Raw genomic sequence first — 16,311 nt, 5'->3', positions numbered from 1 at the left:
ACTCCATTCTATGCTCGTTTTATCTGACAAAGATCAGCCATTGAAACAACGATCCGGCTACTTTTCCAAATACAATCGCCATAAGCAGACCTAATAAATATGGTTCCAGACCAATCCGTTTGGATAGAATCGGAAAGACATTAAGAACCTCAGTTAAGGCAGCTGCCAGCATCCCATTAAAAATCCCGTGAAATGCACCTAAAATTACAAGTATAATGGCAGGTTCACTCCATGCTATATCGGAAAATGACATATAGGTACCAAACAAAAGACCGGCAATAATACATGCACTATAAGCGGGAATCAGCCGATCTGTTTTACTTAGTTGGATAAGTCGGGGGATGACACCTAAAACGGTTAAGAAGCCAACAAAACCACCGCCCACAGCAAGACCACTGGCAAATCCAATAATGATCTCGGCGATAATTTGCAACCCATGACTAATCATCTAACTTATTTTCGTAATGCATGACATATTGATTCAGATCCTGCTGATAATTAAATAGTTCAATTTCGAGCGGACTTGGTTCTTCATTAAACCGTTTTTTAAACCAGTGATTAAAGAATAACAACATCCCGACTCCCAGCCCAAATGAATATGGTATTTGTATCCAAAGTGGGTACTTGCTATGTTTTCCAGTTAATAAATAGTGTATTTTTTGTTGCACTTCCTGCATGCTGACATCGTAATGAAAATTCATAATCGTCATTGCTGCTCCGATAAACAATATAATCCAGACAAAAGATGCTAATATGACAGATGGTGTTTTTTTTGTTTTTGTAATCCAAATGATAGTCTGTTGTGGTCCAACAAGTTGAAATTCCAAATCCGAAAATAACTGACTTAAATGATCAATAATGATAAAACCATCGATAACAACGATATTCCGATCCTTTTTCGTGATATGATAAAGGGTTGTTTCCTCCATTTGCTGTTTGAAATGAGAGGATGTAGACAAATAAGCAATGTCTTTTAACAAGATTGTCTTCATTCCAGTTATTTCTATCTTTTTCTTCATGCGAATGTACACGATATTTGTCATATGTATCACCCCATACGGTTAGCATTCGCAAAAACTCACTTTTTATGAACACAAAAAGCAGATCATCTTTGTGATGATCTGCTTTTTGGTTTTTGTCTGTTGCTATGTCAGCCCATTTTATCCTTCATATCATGCAATATTTTTTTCTCTAATCTTGATACTTGTACTTGCGATATTCCCAAGCGATCCGCCACTTCAGATTGGGTTTGATCCTTGTAATACCGCAAGTAGACAATAAGTCGTTCCCGCTCATTTAACCCCCGTATTGCCTCCTGTAGTGAAATTTTGTCAAACCATCGTGTATCCGTATCAGCGATTTGATCCAATAATGTAATCGGATCCCCGTCATTTTCAAACACCGTTTCATGAATGGAATGCGGTGATTTCGCTGCTTCCTCCGCATGGACAACATCTTCAGCCAAGATATCCAATTCATCAGCTATTTCATGAATGGTAGGGGATCTGCCCAGCCGTTTGGTTAGTTCATCTTTCTTCTTGCGGATTTTATTTCCAGTTTCTTTAAGTGTCCTGCTCACTTTTATGCTGCCATCATCGCGAATAAACCGCTGGATTTCTCCAATGATCATAGGAACAGCGTACGTGGAGAACCGGACATCATAGGAGAGATCAAATTTATCAATGGATTTGATCAAACCAATACTGCCAATTTGAAATAAATCATCCGGGTCATAGCCACGATTGATAAAACGCTGCACAACTGACCAGACAAGCTTCATATTCCTTTCTACGAGTAAATCCCTGGCATCTTGATCGCCTTGTTGACTCTTATAAATATATTCCTTTACTTGCTCATCGGTTAAAGGATCATCTTTACGATTGAAATGCTTAACATTTACATCCATTGGCAAGTCTCCTACTTACTCACCGTTTTATTTTTTGTTAATTGTTTCGTCATGTAAACAGATGTGCCTGCTCCTGCCTCCGAGATAACTTTAACCGAATCCATAAAATTCTCAATGATCGTAAAGCCCATGCCCGATCGTTCCAGCTCAGGTTTCGAGGTAAATAAAGGTTGTCTGGCCTCTTCTATATCGCCAATCCCTACCCCATCGTCTTTGATGATTAATTCTAATTCATCGTCACGCAATACACATGTGATATAGACTTGATGATCCGGTTCATTATTGTACCCATGAATAATCGCATTTGTTACAGCCTCGGATACAACTGTTTTGATTTCCGTCAGCTCATCCATTGTCGGATCAATTTGTGTGACAAATGCGGCCACTGCCACACGGGCAAATGATTCATTTTCACTAATACTGGAAAACGCTACATTCATTTCATTATTCATGATGCCACCCCCAATGTAACTAATGCATATTGTTCGTTCTCCTCCAAACGAACGATTTTAAACATCCCGGACATCTCAAACAACCGATTAACAGCCGGCGAAACAGAACAGACTACCATTTCGCCACCCAGTTGAAGAACCTCTTTATACCGTCCTAAAATGACTCCCAGACCTGAACTGTCCATAAATGATACGGCTTCTAAATTTAGTACCACATGTTTTACATCATTTTTATACAACATATCCTTCCACGCAGTACGTAGCTTCTCTGTTTCATGATGATCGAGTTCTCCGGCTAATCGGACAATCAACACATCTTCTTTTACATCGAATGTAGTCTCCAAACTCATTTGTGTCTCCTCCTCCATAGGTTGTACCTTTTCATTTCAATATGAAGCCCCTCAATTCCTGCATGACGACAAAAGAAGAAAAAAACCGACAAAAACAGAATGAAATTTCATTTAGTAAGGTTCGTCGTAACAACACCAAAAGCGCAGACGGTTGGTGCTGCGCTTGGTTTGATTGGTTAGCGTGATTTTGTTAGTTCGCCCAGAGAGCGTTTAAATAACGTGAAGAAGGATGCTTGTTTTACATCTTTATTCACGGTTAACGGTGTTTTTGACAAGACCTTTTTACCGTCTTTTACAACTAACGTTCCGACCTTATCTCCTTTTTTCAATGGCAGGTTTATGTCATCCATTTGCACTGAGGTGGCAATATTTTTCGGTTCTTTTCCCTTTTCATACAAGGTGCTGATCGATTCCGAGGCGACAACATCCACCTTACCATCTTCTGCTTTTAATAATTTCAGGGTTGTAATTGGTTGCCCTTTTTTAAATAGTTTCTTGGTACTAAACTGGTTAAACGCGTAATCCAGCATGTTGGTAACGTTGGCATTTCGTTCTTTTGTTGTTTTGGTCCCCATCACAACAGCAATCGCCCGCATATCATTCTTTTTGGCAGTTGCTGTCAGGCAATATTTCGCCTCATTCGTATAGCCTGTTTTCAATCCATCAACACCTGGATAAAATTTTACTAGTTTATTGGTATTGACCAGCCAGAATTCATCCTCGGTTCCTTTGCGTAAGTAATCTTCATATAACGAGGTATAGTCAGTAATCTTTTCGTATTTTAATAGTTCTTTGGCCATTACTGACATGTCATGTGCTGTACTGTAGTGGTCATCAGCCGGCAAACCGGTACAATTATTAAAATGGGTATTTTTCAGACCCAAGTCCTTAACCTTTTTATTCATTTTTTGTACAAATGCTTCCTCACTGCCAGCAATACGTTCTGCCAAGGCGACACTCGCATCATTACCGGAAGCAATGGAGATTCCCTTTAACAGATCATTGACAGTCATTTCCTCGCCAGCTTCCAAAAAGATTTGTGATCCTCCCATGGAAGCGGCGTTTTCGCTAACTCGAATTCTTTCGTCCAATTTTAAATTACCCCGATCGAGTTCTTCCATGATGAGCAGGAGGGTCATTATTTTCGTCATACTCGCAGGTGGAAGCTCTTCCTGGCTATTTTTATCAAATAGTATTTTTCCAGTATCCCGCTCAATCAGGATAGCCGATTTTGCATCGGGAGCAAGATCAAGGGATTCCTTGGATTTATCCGTTCCTTTCTCTGCGGCAAAAACAGACAAACTAGAGAACCATAATAAAGTCATAACCATACTAATCAAAAAAACATTCTTTTTCATAGCCTTACCTCCAAGAGTCAATATATTTCTAGGATTGACAGGAAGCATTGTTTTTATAACTTGAAATGGCTTCTGTTTTTCGGTAATTAATGATGGTATGTACCGAAAAATTGAAGATTAGCACCGATATAGACAACGGGCACATCATCTGGATGATGTACCCGTTGTCTGTGAAATATCATTCAGTTATCATATCGTAAATCAAAGATGGCGCTTTTGCCGGGTGCTCAGCAATGGTAATGCTTGTATACAATTTTTCTTTCACCTCATCGATCTGCTCTTGATTCGCATGGATCGTTACCAAAGTTTCTCCCGCCTTGACACTATCACCAACTTTTTTATGAAGTACAAGACCTACTGCAAGATCAATATCTGATTCTTTTGTCGCCCGTCCAGCCCCAAGCATCATCGCTGCCGTACCAATGTCGTCTGCGATAATACTTTGAATCGTGCCGGAGTTCTTCGCCTTTAACTCGATTTTTTGGGCAGCTGCCGGTAGTAGTGTTGGGTCATCCACTACGCTTGCGTCTCCGCCTTGGGAGGCAATGAAGGTTTTAAATTGTGCCAAGGCTTTACCAGTTTGGATACTTTCCTTTAGTTTTAACCTGGCGTCATCAAGATTATCTGCTTTGTTGGCTAGAACGACCATTTGGCTGCCAAGTGTGAAACATAATTCGGTTAAATCTGTTGGTCCATTACCTTTAAGTGTTTCAATGGCTTCCTGAACCTCCAATGCATTTCCGATTGCTCTGCCAAGTGGCTGACTCATATCTGAAATGACGGCCATCGTTTTTCTGCCTACATGATTGCCAATGGAAACCATTTGATGCGCCAGTTCCTTGGCATCTGCCAGGTCCTTCATGAAGGCACCTGCACCCGTCTTCACATCCAACACGATCGCATCAGCCCCGGAGGCGATTTTTTTACTCATGATTGAGCTGGCGATCAGTGGAATAGAATCCACTGTAGCGGTCACATCCCGTAAACTATACAGTTTTTTATCAGCAGGTGTTAAATTACCGGTTTGTCCCACAACGGCCACCTTATTCTTATTAACCAACTCAATAAATTCATCGCCTGTCAATTCCACATGAAATCCCGGGATAGCTTCCAGTTTATCAATGGTTCCGCCAGTGTGTCCCAATCCGCGCCCACTCATTTTTGCAACCGGGACACCTAATGAAGCAACCAGTGGTGCTAGGACTAATGTGGTAGTATCGCCTACACCACCAGTGGAATGTTTATCAACCTTTATCCCGGAAATCGCAGAAAGGTCGATTTTATCTCCAGAATCAACCATTGCTGATGTTAAGGTAGCACATTCCTCCGGGGTCATGCCCTGATAGTAAATCGCCATTAATAGAGCACTAACCTGGTAATCAGGAATGTCTTCTTTGGTATATCCCTCAACAAAAAAACGAATCTCTGCTTCAGTTAATTCCCCACCATCGCGTTTTTTTTCAATGATATCATACATTCTCATATAAACCCCTCGATTCATCCTTAAATTACTTTCGTCTGTCAAGATGGAAATTATGTATCGATTGGAAATCAGGGAATAACCGATTTCCAATTCATATTTGTCTGTTGATCAAATGTCACCCAAAAAGCTTTTTCCATGCTCTGGCATTTTTATGTCAAAATTATCGGCAATGGTTGCACCAACATCTGCAAAGGTTTTTCGTAATGGCAGCTCTTTGCCTTGTTTACTGCCGATATGATAAACAAGCAATGGGACGTATTCACGCGTATGATCAGTTCCATGATGAATTGGATCATTCCCATGGTCAGCTGTAATTATCAGCAAATCTTGATCAGTCAGTTTATGCAAAACTTCTGGAAGTCTGGCATCATATGCTTCTAACGCCTCCCCATATCCTTTTGGATTACGTCGATGACCATATTTGGCATCAAAGTCAACCAAATTTAAAAAACTGATTCCGGTAAAGTCCTTATCCATAGATTCCACTATTTTGGTCATGCCATCTTCATTGTCTTTCGTCCGAATTGCTTCGGTAACTCCTTCCCCATCATAAATATCGGAAATTTTCCCAAGGGCAATCACGTCATAACCACTGTCCTTTAATTCATTCATTACTGTCCGTCCAAATGGTTTTAGTGCATAATCATGCCGATTGGGAGTGCGTTCAAACGCCCCTGGCTTGCCAACAAATGGTCTGGCAATCACTCGCCCAACCATGTATCGTTCATCTAATGTCAGCTCCCGGGCAATTTCACAGATCCGGTAAAGTTCATCAAGCGGAACTATCTCTTCATGGGCGGCTATTTGTAACACGGAATCGGCTGACGTATAAACGATCAGGTCACCCGTTTTCATATGGTCCTCGCCAAGTTCTTCAATAATAGCAGTTCCGGAAGCAGGCTTATTACCAATTATTTTCCGGCCTGTTTTTGCTTCCAGTTCATTGATTAATTCAGGTGGAAAACCATCAGGAAATGTCCGGAACGGCTGTTGGATGTTCAACCCCATAATTTCCCAATGACCGGTCATCGTATCTTTTCCATTGGATGCCTCTTGCATTTTTGTATAACAGGCTAATGGTGTAGCTGCTTTTTCTACCCCATCAATTTCTCGAATGTTACTTAACCCCAATTTACCCATATTTGGCATATGAAGCCCATGCATCCGCTCCGCAATATGACCAAGTGTATCCGCACCTTGATCACCAAATTTGGCCGCATCTGGTGCTTCGCCGATCCCGACCGAATCCAGAACAATTAAAAATACCCGTTTAAATTGATTCATGATCAAACCTCCCAGTATTATCTTCCCTGTTTATATTTTAATTATGTCTATTTTGTCACTAGCAACGCGACTATGCGTGATTCGTATGTGCACAACGGAATGAAGATAGAAATAAGAGTTTCCCCTTCTGGCTTCGTTTTATATCGTCTTTGGAATTGTCGGACAATAGTCGAACTATTACGCCCGTGGATGATACATATTATAGACATCTTTTAATCTAGCTTTTGTCACATGCGTGTAAATTTGCGTAGTAGAAATATCTGCATGTCCAAGCATTTCCTGAACCGACCGCAAATCAGCACCATTTTCCAACAAGTGGGTCGCAAAGGAATGTCGCAGTGTATGCGGTGTTATTTTTTTGGTAATACCAGCATCCCTGGCTGCCTGCTTTAAAATCTTCCAAACGCCTTGCCGTGTTAAAGGCCTGCCATGCTGATTGACGAATAATGCTTTTGTGTCCTGATGTTTAACCAATTTGCTGCGGGCATCGTCTATGTATTCCTGGACCGCGTCTTTGGCAAGATCACCAAGCGGAACAATTCGCTCTTTCGCTCCTTTTCCCAAACAGCGAACAAATCCCATGGTTAAATGAAGATCACTAATCGGAATGGTAATCAACTCTGTAACCCGCAGTCCCGTCGCGTATAACAACTCAAGCATCGCCTTATTTCGTATTTTCAATGGCGTATTGCCACTGATGGAAAGCAACGCCTCCACATCGGCAGGTGATAGAACATCCGGCAGTTTTCTTTCCTGTTTGGGGGTTTCAATGTGTAGGCATGCATCATGGGTAACAAGTTGTTCATTAATTAAAAAACGATGAAACAGGCGAATGGATGACAGAATTCTTGCGATGGTGGCAGCAGATTTACCATTGTCCTTTAACATATAAAGAAATCCCGTGATATCCCTTCGCTTGACAGCCTCCCATTGTACCATCCCTGTAGCAGTTTTGATGTAATGCAAATATTGTTGTAAGTCTCGATGATACGACTTTAGCGTATTATCCGACAATCCCCGTTCGATTTTCAAATGATGAAAGAAATCTTCCAATTGTGATTCCAACATGACTATTACTCTCCTAATCGAAAAAATAAATGCAATCGATCAATGAAACGGTTGTCGGTCTTAAATACTTTGACAGATGGTCCTTCAGGTACATCATAACGATGGATTTGTTCATATTCAGTATGCATCGCCTGAAGTCCAAAATAAAACAAAAACGTGCATGCAACAAAAATAACGAAAATCTTTAATGTGTCCCATATTATTTGCTTCACAAGGCATGTCCCCTTCTAAATTAAAGCTATCTTATTTAAAAGATATGCCAAAAAAGTAGAACAATATACATAGAAGCAATAAGAAAACGCAAATGGGACCATTTTGCTAACGTAAACATGAGATTAGTAAAGACCACATTCTAAACGAACCATACCTTAAAAATACGCTATTTTCGCCCATTTGTAAATTAGAGTGACCGTACATTGTATAAATGAAATTGGAGTGGCAAATACTACAATCTATAGTCTGAAATCCGAGGTGTGTGGAGATGAATAAAGAGAATTTTTCCGTTGTCGGGAAGGATGTGCAACGGATCGATGCTGCGGATAAAGCATTTGGCCGGGTAAAATATACTGGAGACATTTCTATCCCAGGAGTCCTGCATGCGGCCTTACATACAAGTGATTACGCGCATGCCAAAATTAAATCTATTGATACAGCAAAAGCTTGGGAAGTTCCCGGCGTGCAGGCTATTTTAACCGGTGAGGAAGTACCACTGCTTGTTGGTCCATTGCTTGCTGACCGGCCTATTTTAGCACAGAAAAAGGTTCGTTATTACGGTGAATCGGTTGCAATGGTAGTTGCCGATACTATCCAGCATGCAAAACAGGCTGCAAATCTTATTCACATAGACTATGAGGAACTGCCTGTTGTCAATTCTCCTGGTGAAGCGATCCTGCCCAATGCTCCGTTAATTCACGAGGATTTAGGTACATATAAAGTTCAAGTGGAAGGAGTCCATGCAATACCCGACTCCAATATTGCCAACCTGACCAAAATCCGAAAAGGCAATATGGAAACCGGCTGGAATGAAAGTGATATAACCATTGAAACAGATTTGTCCTTCTCGCCGTCTGACCATGCAGCACTGGAAACAAGAGTCGCCCGGGTGGAAATTCTTCCCGATGATCGAGTTATGATTTATTCCTCAACACAGGGGCCTTTTTATATCAAAAAATTATTCAGTCAGTTTTTCAATATTGACGCAGGGAAAATATCGGTGCATACGCCCATGCTCGGTGGCGCATTCGGCGGAAAAGGAACCGTACAACTTGAATTTCTGGCCTATGTAGCCTCCCGAGCTGTTGGAGGGAAAATGGTAAAAATCCAAAATTCAAGGGAAGAAGATTTAATCACTTCACCCGTTCATATCGGATTGGAGGCGAAGGTAAAACTTGGTGCATCCAGCGACGGGAAATTAAAAGCAGCCGCTTTCGAATTTTTGTTTGACAGCGGAGCCTATTCCGACATGGGTGCCGGCATGAGTAAGGCTGGTGCCGTCGATTGCACCGGCCCTTATCGAATTGATCATGTCACCTGTGATTCCCATTGTGTTTATACAAACCATCCATATGCCACCTCATTTCGAGGCTTTGGACACAATGAATTAACATTTGTCATGGAACGAGCCATGGACATACTTGCCGCAAAGTTAAATATGGATCCCCTTGAATTACGATTGGCAAATGCTATCAAGCCAGGTGATACAACACCAACCCAAACCCATTTAAATGCCAGCAATATTGGTGATGTATCTTCATGTATAAAAAAGTTAAAACAGCTTATCAATTGGGATGAAGGACAACAGATCACAACAAATGACGGTAAAATACGAACAAAAGGAATCAGTTCATTTTGGAAAACCTCGAGTACGCCGCCAAATGCAACAGCCGGCGTGATTCTCACCTTTAATCGCGATGGGAGCGTGAATTTGAATTGTGCTGCCGTGGAACTTGGCCAGGGGACAAAAACGGTGCTGGCACAAATCCTGGCCGAACGATTGAAAATGGATATGAAAAAAATTCATGTGACCATGGAAGTAAATACCCAATATGATCCGCATCAGTGGAAAACGGTTGCCAGCAGTACAACCTATTTGGCTGGACGAGCCGTGATCGCCGCAGCTGAAGATGTAATCAAACAATTAAAAAATACCGCATCAATTGTACTAAAGTGTTTACCTGATGATCTCGATGTGGCAAATGGGATGGTTTTTATCAAGGATAGTCCTGAGTATGGAATAAAGATCAAGGATGTAGCGAATTCATACAAATATCCAAATGGTAATTCCATAGGTGGTTTGGTCATTGGTGAAGGGTCTCATGTTGTGCGGCATTTGACACCATTGGATCCGGAAACTGGTTTTGGTAAACCGGGACCGCAATGGACAGTTGGTGCGCAAGCGGTCGAAATCGAATTCGACCCACTCGATTGCACATACAAAATTCTCAAAGCAGCAACTGTCCTTGATGCTGGAAAAGTGATTAATCCAAACGCGGCAATTGGGCAAATGCGTGGTGGTATGTATCTGGGACTAAGCTGGGCTTCCAGAGAATCGTTTACCTTTGATGATAATGGAAAGGTACTTAATCCGAAACTAAGATCCTATGATATTCTGCGATTCAGTGAAGCCCCGGAATACCTTGTTGATTTCGTGGAAACACCACTTGTCGATGGACCATTCGGAGCCCGGGGGATTGGCGAATATGGGGTCATCGGTATGGCCAGCGCTTTAGCCAATAGTTTATCACTTGCCTGTGGTACGAATATGAACCAGCTTCCCCTGGTACCTGAACTGATTTGGCGGAAAAGAGGAGGAAGCAAATGATAGCCTTTGATTTTGAATATTATAAACCAACAACCATACAGGAAGCGGTCACGCTATTTTACGATTTGCAGGCAAACGGAAAAATACCCCACTACTATGCGGGTGGCACAGAATTTATTAGCCGGGCCCGAATGCATGAGATCCAAGTGGATGCAGTCATCGATTTAAAAGGAATCCCTGATTGCAATGAATTTCAGTTCAACGGAAATCAACTTGTGATTGGTTCAGCTGTTACATTGACAACCATTGCTGATTCCAACCTATTTCCCTTACTGTCAGACGTTTCACGTGCGATTGCACACCGAACTGCCCGCAACAAAATAACAATTGGCGGCAATATTTCCGGGCATCTATGTTATCGGGAGGCCCTTCTTCCTTTTCTGTTAGCCGACAGCGAGGTTGTCATTGCGGAAAAAAAGGGGATCAGAACAACATCCATTCATAAAATCTATCAGAACGGCGTACAACTGAATGATGGAGAATTTCTTATCCAGATCATCACGGATGGTCAATTTTCCAACTATCCATACTGGAGCAGCAAAAAAACAAAACATTCCAATGTGAACTATCCGATTGTCTCTCTCGCTTCCATGAAAGTGGACGGAAAAATAAGGGTTGCACTTAGCGGTGTATGTGATTTCCCTTTTCGAACGGAGCAATTGGAGTTGGTATTAAATGACACCTCCTATTCGGAGCAAACAAGAATCCAACAGGTACTAAACCATCTGCCGGGTGCAACGCATAACGACATGCATGGATCACGGGAATACCGGGAATTTGTGCTGGCACAGGAACTGGCGAAATTATTGCAACGTAGCAAGGGGGTATCCTGACGATGAAAGCAGCACAAGAAAACTTGGTTACATTAAACATTAATGGTCTGCAAAAAAACCTATATGTACGCAATGCAGAGACACTTCTATATACATTACGCGATCAACTGGGACTGATGGGAGCAAAGCCCGGGTGTGAGAATGGCGATTGCGGCACATGTACCATTCTTATCGATGGCACTCCCATTAATTCCTGCCACATACTAACTGTAGAAGCAGTCAATCATCAAATTACAACGATTGAAGGATTACTTGACCAGACTGTGCAAAATGATTTCATCAAAAATTGGGCGATTCAATGTGGATATTGTACACCCGGATATGTACTTAATAGTTATGCCCTCATCGAAAATTGCCCTGATCCGGACGATGCAGTAATTGATGAATGGCTGGAATCCAATATTTGCCGATGTACTGGATACCAGGAAATCAAGGAGGCTGTAAAAAGCATGTTGAATGTGAGGAAAAACAAAAATGGCTCATATTATTGAAATGCTTGATGAAATCGCAAATTCGGATGAGCAAAGTGTGTTAGCGACAATTATTCATGTAGAAGGGTCAGCATACCAAAAAGAAGGAACATCGATGCTGTTTTCCGCAAATGGAAAGCAAATAGGCATCATTAGTGCAGGCTGTTTGGAAACTGATTTGGCAATTCGGGCGACTGAACTGATGCAAACGTCATCGGTTCAAAATCAGACATTTGTCTATGATACAAGTGCCGAGGACGACTTATCCTGGGGTCGCGGTGCTGGTTGTAACGGAAAAATCCATATTCTCCTGGAAAAGGTGAATTCTATAAACTACAAGGATTTACTTACATTAAGGGTTTATCTTCATCAGGGCATTCCAGTAGTAGCAATGAAGATTTTTGAAAAAGATCCTTCGTCTGTTCGCACGCTCTATGTGTCGAAGGATCAGCATATGTTTGGCCATCGTGATGCCATGTCACATCAATTGAACAAAATTGCACGTCACGCGAACAAATCACGTCTGCAATATATGGAAAATTTGGGTAGCCATATCTTTATTCATCGTTTTGAACCACAACCCCGCCTGTTTATTTTTGGAGCAGGGCCTGATGTCATTCCTTTGGCAGCTGTAGCAGCTAAAACCAATTTTAAGGTAATCATCTGGGACTGGCGGCTGGCAAGGCTGAACAAAATGGATTTTCCGGATGCTAATTTTATCAAGACCCCATCCATTCCGGAAATGGTAAAAGAACTGGATTTCTGGCCAACCGATTCCATTATGATTATGACCCATGATTTTCAAAAGGACAAAGAACTGCTTGCATCATTGTCCAGTCAACAGGTAAACTATTTTGGCATTCTCGGTCCACGTAAACGTACTTCCAGACTCTTGCATGGAAAAAACATACCAGAACACGTTCATTCTCCCGCAGGACTGGCAATTGGGGCTAAGGGCCCTGAAGAAATCGCTATTAGCATTGTTGCTGACATGGTTCAGGTTAAACGAGAAAAATCGTATGAAAAGAGGTTAGCCGGTGACACGAGACGAAATAGCAGCCATTTATCTAGCAGCAGGCAGAAGCAGACGTTTTGGCAAGAATAAACTGCATCAGCCACTTGAAAATAGACCACTCGGTAGTTTTGCCCTTCGTACTGCCCTACAATCGTCCCTGGACCGGGTAATTGTTGTGACCAATACGACGGATAGGCTTAATTGGATACCGAATGACTGGCTCTCGACGTACCAAGGAAAATGGGTTCATGTTGCATGTAAAGATGCCGGCAAGGGCCAATCGTATTCATTAAAATGTGGCCTGCATTACGCAGGAAAATTCCATATGAAGGCGGCCATGGTTCTTTTAGCCGACCAGCCATTCATTTCCACGAGGATGATTAATCAACTGATTGAACAGCATAGACAGAACCCAGATTTATTATTTGTTGCGGCAACCTTTTCCGGTATAGCACGACCGCCAATTTTGTTTACCAGCAGTATATTCCCAAAACTATTCCAATTACAAGGTGATCAAGGGGCCCGCCAATTGCTACAGCATGAATCAGCAAAAGGACGTTTTGTTCATTTTTCCGACCCCTGGGCTTTTTTTGATGTGGATACAACAGCGGATTACCAGATAATTAAAGACTGCACCATGCATATGTAACCGGGAATTCCTTATTGCATGGATGTTTTTACCAAGTTCAAGGTTTGTGCTGCTTGCTGGATTTGCTGATCAAGCTGTTTTAGTTGTTGCTGGGTCCCTTTGGGTAACGCCAAAGAAAGTTCAGGGGCAGATGTTTTTAATTGTTGCAGCTGTTGAGTTGCCTGCTGCAGGCTTTGTTCAGCAGATTGTAGTTGAACTTGTTGCGGATTGGCTGCCTGGGCCTGTCGAACCGATTGATGCGCCTGTTGCAAGGCGTTATGTGTTGCTTGAAAAATCTGCTGCAGCCGTTGCTGGTTTGGGGATGGCTGCTGCTTCGTTTGCATTTGTACCTGTAAATCATTTAGTTGCTGTTGCATGAGTTGTTGCTGCTGATAACGTTCCAATACAGTCTGTTTTGGCTGCAAAATGATCGCTCCTTTGGGGTAATCAGGAAAATAATGTCCTTCTGGTATATATTTTGCGTGATGTTATCTGTTTTATCCGTTACCATAATCAATGGTCAGCAAATGATCATCTTTGTCACGTACAGCCGCATAAAAAATAGTCTCATGATTTGGTTGACCGGCGGATTTTAATTCTTTCTTCAGCCATTGTTCATCCTTATTCATATGTTTCAGGTTACGATACTGGATTTTCCCCTCGACAATAACAGCCACTGGGATACCCTGATATGCTGTTTCGATCCCTAATTGTTCGGGAGTTACCGGTGTAGCCGCTTGTTTCGGTATAATACTAATCTCCCCGCTCGGTTCAATTATCGCAAATTCAACCAGGGTCAAGTCGGGATAGCCTTTTTCACGAAGCGTAGCCAGCACACCTGCCAGGGTAAAATGAGATTGCTTTAAATTTTCCTTGATTAGTTTACCATGTTTGATAATCAATGTCGGCTTGCCAATGAATAGTTTATTCAGGTAATTGACAAGTGCAAGTTTGGAAAAAACGATATGAAGCACACCAATAGCGATTAATCCGCCAATGGCATAGCTCAATTTATCATTTGCTAACGGCCCCATTGCCAATGTAATAACAAAGAAAAGACCTGTCAGATCATGCGCTGTTAATTGCGCAAAAGCAGTCCTCCCCATTAGCCGGATAACACCGATTGCCAGAATGTACAATATGACCGCTTTCCCAATAAACAAAAACACCAACTACCCCTCCTCTTCTAAGGTTAGTATGTGTTATCTGTATGGGAAATATAGACACATATCAAAAACCTGGACAATCGGGTAATCCTTCAAAGGCACAAAAAAACCGCCCAAAATATGGACAGTTCACCTCATTCTTTTCTTTTTTTCATTTCCGCCGAACCATTGGTATGTAGCAAAAAAAGAACATGTCAATCTATGTTGACTTCACAGCAACTTTTTGACAATTTTTGCAGATACCATGGAAGGTAAGACGATGGTCCTTGACTTGAAAACCCCAGTCATTCTCAACGATTTTCTCTACATCCTGCAACAAATCATCAACAATTTCTTCTACTGCTCCGCATTCAATACAGACAAGATGATGATGAAAATGTTCTGCGCCTTCTTTACGCAAATCATAACGAGAAACGCCATCACCAAAATTTATTTTATCAACAATTTTAAGTTCCGATAATAGCTCCAATGTGCGATAAACTGTAGCAAGCCCAATTTCTGGTGCCTTTTCTTTTACAAGCAAATAGATATCTTCAGCGCTCAGATGATCTTCTTCGCGTTCCAACAATACCCTTACCGTCGCTTCCCGTTGTGGAGTAAGCTTATAGCTTTGTGCATGGAGTTGCTTTTTGATCCGATCAATCCGGTGTTCCATAGCCATGCATAATCCCCCTCCCTCTTCCCATCTTCATTATATGCATTAGGAAAACAGGTGTCAAAGTATAATCATTTTAAATTGCTATCAATAATTATTATTATATAATAATTACTTTTATTTATAAAGGGATTTGAGTAATGTTTCCATGGCTCCATGACTGACAAAAGCTTCCATACCGGCAGCAGCGACGGAACAAACCAATAATAAGGAAAAAACAGTAACATATCTGCCAAATGGTTGTAAAATCGGCTGGGACAATTTATTGGAAAAAAGTTTATTTAATAGGGTCAGGGAAAAGATCATCGATAGACTTCCGGCAATAATGTAAATGGGAATGACTAGAATATTTTGCGGCGCAATTGCAATCGATGCAAGTGCCAATCCCTTTATGCCAAGCTGATTTACAATAAACCCTACCGAAAAACCGACTACCAAACCTTTGACAAACAATAAAATCCAAACTACCGGCAACCCGATGACAGACAGCCCTAACACAAACAAAAGCAATAAATACTTGGTATGATAAAAGAAACTTTCCTTTAAAATATCTGCGCCTGCAATCTGGTCTTTATCGGTAATTTGCCCAAAAAAACGTTCCAAATAAAAAAACAAATCCTGTTTTTGGACAAAATTCATACTGTTTACGATAATTGCACCAAAAACGATACCAGTTAGAAACAAAATAACCATAAACAGATATATTGCTGCATGTTCCTTTATGTGATTTACAGCTAGCGTTCTTTTTTGGTACATCGGAATCCTCCATTCGATTTTAAGATGAACGTAATAATTTTTTAGACACGCCCTTATAATAAAATC

Annotated in this window: 19 protein-coding genes; 5 read left to right on the top strand and 14 right to left on the bottom strand. The window is 41.4% G+C overall.

Translation table 11 applies throughout. The features are described from left to right. Positions 1-19 precede the first annotated feature (19 nt). The 10 genes from O2S85_RS09030 to O2S85_RS08985 all read right to left on the bottom strand — a co-directional run bounded on the left by O2S85_RS09030 (position 20) and on the right by O2S85_RS08985 (position 8,113). Positions 20-448 (bottom strand): stage V sporulation protein AB, encoded by a 429-nt coding sequence (locus tag O2S85_RS09030; RefSeq protein ID WP_269412318.1) that lies wholly within the window; start codon positions 446-448, stop codon positions 20-22. Next, positions 441-1,043: a stage V sporulation protein AA gene (locus O2S85_RS09025; RefSeq protein WP_269412317.1), complete on the bottom strand. Its 603-nt coding sequence runs from the start codon at positions 1,041-1,043 to the stop codon at positions 441-443. The genes O2S85_RS09030 and O2S85_RS09025 overlap by 8 nt, the downstream gene beginning before the upstream one ends. A 107-nt stretch (positions 1,044-1,150) precedes the next feature. Further along, on the bottom strand, positions 1,151-1,906 hold the full coding sequence (sigF, locus tag O2S85_RS09020; RefSeq protein ID WP_269412316.1) for an RNA polymerase sporulation sigma factor SigF: 756 nt from the start codon (positions 1,904-1,906) through the stop codon (positions 1,151-1,153). Between the two features lie 11 nt (positions 1,907-1,917). Further along, complete coding sequence (spoIIAB, locus tag O2S85_RS09015; RefSeq protein WP_269412315.1) at positions 1,918-2,358, bottom strand: anti-sigma F factor; 441 nt, start codon at positions 2,356-2,358, stop codon at positions 1,918-1,920. Beyond that, positions 2,355-2,708 carry an anti-sigma F factor antagonist gene (spoIIAA, locus tag O2S85_RS09010; protein ID WP_269412314.1) on the bottom strand — a complete coding sequence of 118 codons (354 nt, stop codon included), beginning with the start codon at positions 2,706-2,708 and terminating at the stop codon, positions 2,355-2,357. Before spoIIAA ends, spoIIAB begins: the two co-directional genes overlap by 4 nt. Positions 2,709-2,884: 176 nt before the next feature. Continuing rightward, entirely contained in the window at positions 2,885-4,066 is a 1,182-nt protein-coding gene (locus O2S85_RS09005; protein ID WP_269412313.1) for a D-alanyl-D-alanine carboxypeptidase family protein, read from the bottom strand. A gap of 178 nt (positions 4,067-4,244) precedes the next feature. After that, positions 4,245-5,549, bottom strand: coding sequence for a pyrimidine-nucleoside phosphorylase (locus tag O2S85_RS09000; protein ID WP_269412312.1), 1,305 nt, complete (start codon positions 5,547-5,549; stop codon positions 4,245-4,247). A 108-nt stretch (positions 5,550-5,657) separates the two neighbouring features. Further along, positions 5,658-6,833 (bottom strand): phosphopentomutase, encoded by a 1,176-nt coding sequence (gene deoB, locus O2S85_RS08995; RefSeq protein WP_269412311.1) that lies wholly within the window; start codon positions 6,831-6,833, stop codon positions 5,658-5,660. 177 nt (positions 6,834-7,010) lie between these two features. After that, entirely contained in the window at positions 7,011-7,901 is an 891-nt protein-coding gene (gene xerD, locus O2S85_RS08990; protein ID WP_269412310.1) for a site-specific tyrosine recombinase XerD, read from the bottom strand. 5 nt (positions 7,902-7,906) lie between these two features. Next, positions 7,907-8,113, bottom strand: coding sequence for a DUF4227 family protein (locus O2S85_RS08985; RefSeq protein WP_269412309.1), 207 nt, complete (start codon positions 8,111-8,113; stop codon positions 7,907-7,909). Positions 8,114-8,382: 269 nt separating this feature from the next. On the opposite strand from O2S85_RS08985, the gene O2S85_RS08980 reads away from it, so the two are divergent. The 5 genes from O2S85_RS08980 to O2S85_RS08960 are packed head-to-tail and all read left to right on the top strand — an operon-like array spanning position 8,383 to position 13,689. Then, positions 8,383-10,722, top strand: coding sequence for a xanthine dehydrogenase family protein molybdopterin-binding subunit (locus O2S85_RS08980; protein ID WP_269412308.1), 2,340 nt, complete (start codon positions 8,383-8,385; stop codon positions 10,720-10,722). Then, a complete protein-coding gene (locus O2S85_RS08975; RefSeq protein WP_269412307.1) occupies positions 10,719-11,555 on the top strand; it encodes an FAD binding domain-containing protein in 837 nt (278 codons plus the stop codon). The genes O2S85_RS08980 and O2S85_RS08975 overlap by 4 nt, the downstream gene beginning before the upstream one ends. Positions 11,556-11,557: 2 nt before the next feature. Further along, positions 11,558-12,046 (top strand): (2Fe-2S)-binding protein, encoded by a 489-nt coding sequence (locus O2S85_RS08970; protein ID WP_269412306.1) that lies wholly within the window; start codon positions 11,558-11,560, stop codon positions 12,044-12,046. Further along, positions 12,030-13,130 carry an XdhC family protein gene (locus tag O2S85_RS08965; RefSeq protein ID WP_269412305.1) on the top strand — a complete coding sequence of 367 codons (1,101 nt, stop codon included), beginning with the start codon at positions 12,030-12,032 and terminating at the stop codon, positions 13,128-13,130. Before O2S85_RS08970 ends, O2S85_RS08965 begins: the two co-directional genes overlap by 17 nt. Continuing rightward, positions 13,063-13,689, top strand: a complete 627-nt coding sequence (locus tag O2S85_RS08960; protein WP_269412304.1) for an NTP transferase domain-containing protein — start codon at positions 13,063-13,065, stop codon at positions 13,687-13,689. Before O2S85_RS08965 ends, O2S85_RS08960 begins: the two co-directional genes overlap by 68 nt. An 11-nt stretch (positions 13,690-13,700) precedes the next feature. On the opposite strand, the gene O2S85_RS08955 is transcribed toward O2S85_RS08960, so the two are convergent. From O2S85_RS08955 to spoIIM, 4 genes are all read right to left on the bottom strand, one after another. Then, positions 13,701-14,093 (bottom strand): hypothetical protein, encoded by a 393-nt coding sequence (locus tag O2S85_RS08955; protein ID WP_269412303.1) that lies wholly within the window; start codon positions 14,091-14,093, stop codon positions 13,701-13,703. A gap of 72 nt (positions 14,094-14,165) precedes the next feature. Beyond that, positions 14,166-14,837 (bottom strand): DUF421 domain-containing protein, encoded by a 672-nt coding sequence (locus O2S85_RS08950; RefSeq protein WP_269412302.1) that lies wholly within the window; start codon positions 14,835-14,837, stop codon positions 14,166-14,168. Between the two features lie 196 nt (positions 14,838-15,033). Continuing rightward, on the bottom strand, positions 15,034-15,489 hold the full coding sequence (gene fur, locus O2S85_RS08945; protein WP_269412532.1) for a ferric iron uptake transcriptional regulator: 456 nt from the start codon (positions 15,487-15,489) through the stop codon (positions 15,034-15,036). A 117-nt stretch (positions 15,490-15,606) separates the two neighbouring features. Then, entirely contained in the window at positions 15,607-16,245 is a 639-nt protein-coding gene (gene spoIIM, locus O2S85_RS08940) for a stage II sporulation protein M (RefSeq protein ID WP_269412301.1), read from the bottom strand. Positions 16,246-16,311 lie beyond the last annotated feature (66 nt).

Source organism: Lentibacillus daqui, from assembly GCF_027186265.1.
GTDB lineage: Bacteria > Bacillota > Bacilli > Bacillales > Amphibacillaceae > Lentibacillus_C > Lentibacillus_C daqui.
The sequence above is the reverse complement of the archived record's forward strand: the minus strand, read 5'-3'. Positions and strand labels throughout refer to the sequence as shown.

Bases quoted from the DNA above. Each gene is read 5' to 3' on its own strand.
- O2S85_RS09030 (WP_269412318.1), bottom strand. From the start codon at position 448: ATGATTAGTCATGGGTTGCAAATTATCGCCGAGATCATTATTGGATTT.
- O2S85_RS09000 (WP_269412312.1), bottom strand. From the start codon at position 5,549: ATGAGAATGTATGATATCATTGAAAAAAAACGCGATGGTGGGGAATTA.
- spoIIM (WP_269412301.1), bottom strand. From the start codon at position 16,245: ATGTACCAAAAAAGAACGCTAGCTGTAAATCACATAAAGGAACATGCA.
- O2S85_RS08965 (WP_269412305.1), top strand. From the start codon at position 12,030: ATGGCTCATATTATTGAAATGCTTGATGAAATCGCAAATTCGGATGAG.
- O2S85_RS09005 (WP_269412313.1), bottom strand. From the start codon at position 4,066: ATGAAAAAGAATGTTTTTTTGATTAGTATGGTTATGACTTTATTATGG.
- O2S85_RS08970 (WP_269412306.1), top strand. From the start codon at position 11,558: ATGAAAGCAGCACAAGAAAACTTGGTTACATTAAACATTAATGGTCTG.
- fur (WP_269412532.1), bottom strand. From the start codon at position 15,489: ATGGAACACCGGATTGATCGGATCAAAAAGCAACTCCATGCACAAAGC.
- deoB (WP_269412311.1), bottom strand. From the start codon at position 6,833: ATGAATCAATTTAAACGGGTATTTTTAATTGTTCTGGATTCGGTCGGG.
- O2S85_RS08980 (WP_269412308.1), top strand. From the start codon at position 8,383: ATGAATAAAGAGAATTTTTCCGTTGTCGGGAAGGATGTGCAACGGATC.
- spoIIAB (WP_269412315.1), bottom strand. From the start codon at position 2,358: ATGAATAATGAAATGAATGTAGCGTTTTCCAGTATTAGTGAAAATGAA.
- O2S85_RS08975 (WP_269412307.1), top strand. From the start codon at position 10,719: ATGATAGCCTTTGATTTTGAATATTATAAACCAACAACCATACAGGAA.
- sigF (WP_269412316.1), bottom strand. From the start codon at position 1,906: ATGGATGTAAATGTTAAGCATTTCAATCGTAAAGATGATCCTTTAACC.
- spoIIAA (WP_269412314.1), bottom strand. From the start codon at position 2,708: ATGAGTTTGGAGACTACATTCGATGTAAAAGAAGATGTGTTGATTGTC.
- xerD (WP_269412310.1), bottom strand. From the start codon at position 7,901: ATGTTGGAATCACAATTGGAAGATTTCTTTCATCATTTGAAAATCGAA.
- O2S85_RS09025 (WP_269412317.1), bottom strand. From the start codon at position 1,043: ATGACAAATATCGTGTACATTCGCATGAAGAAAAAGATAGAAATAACT.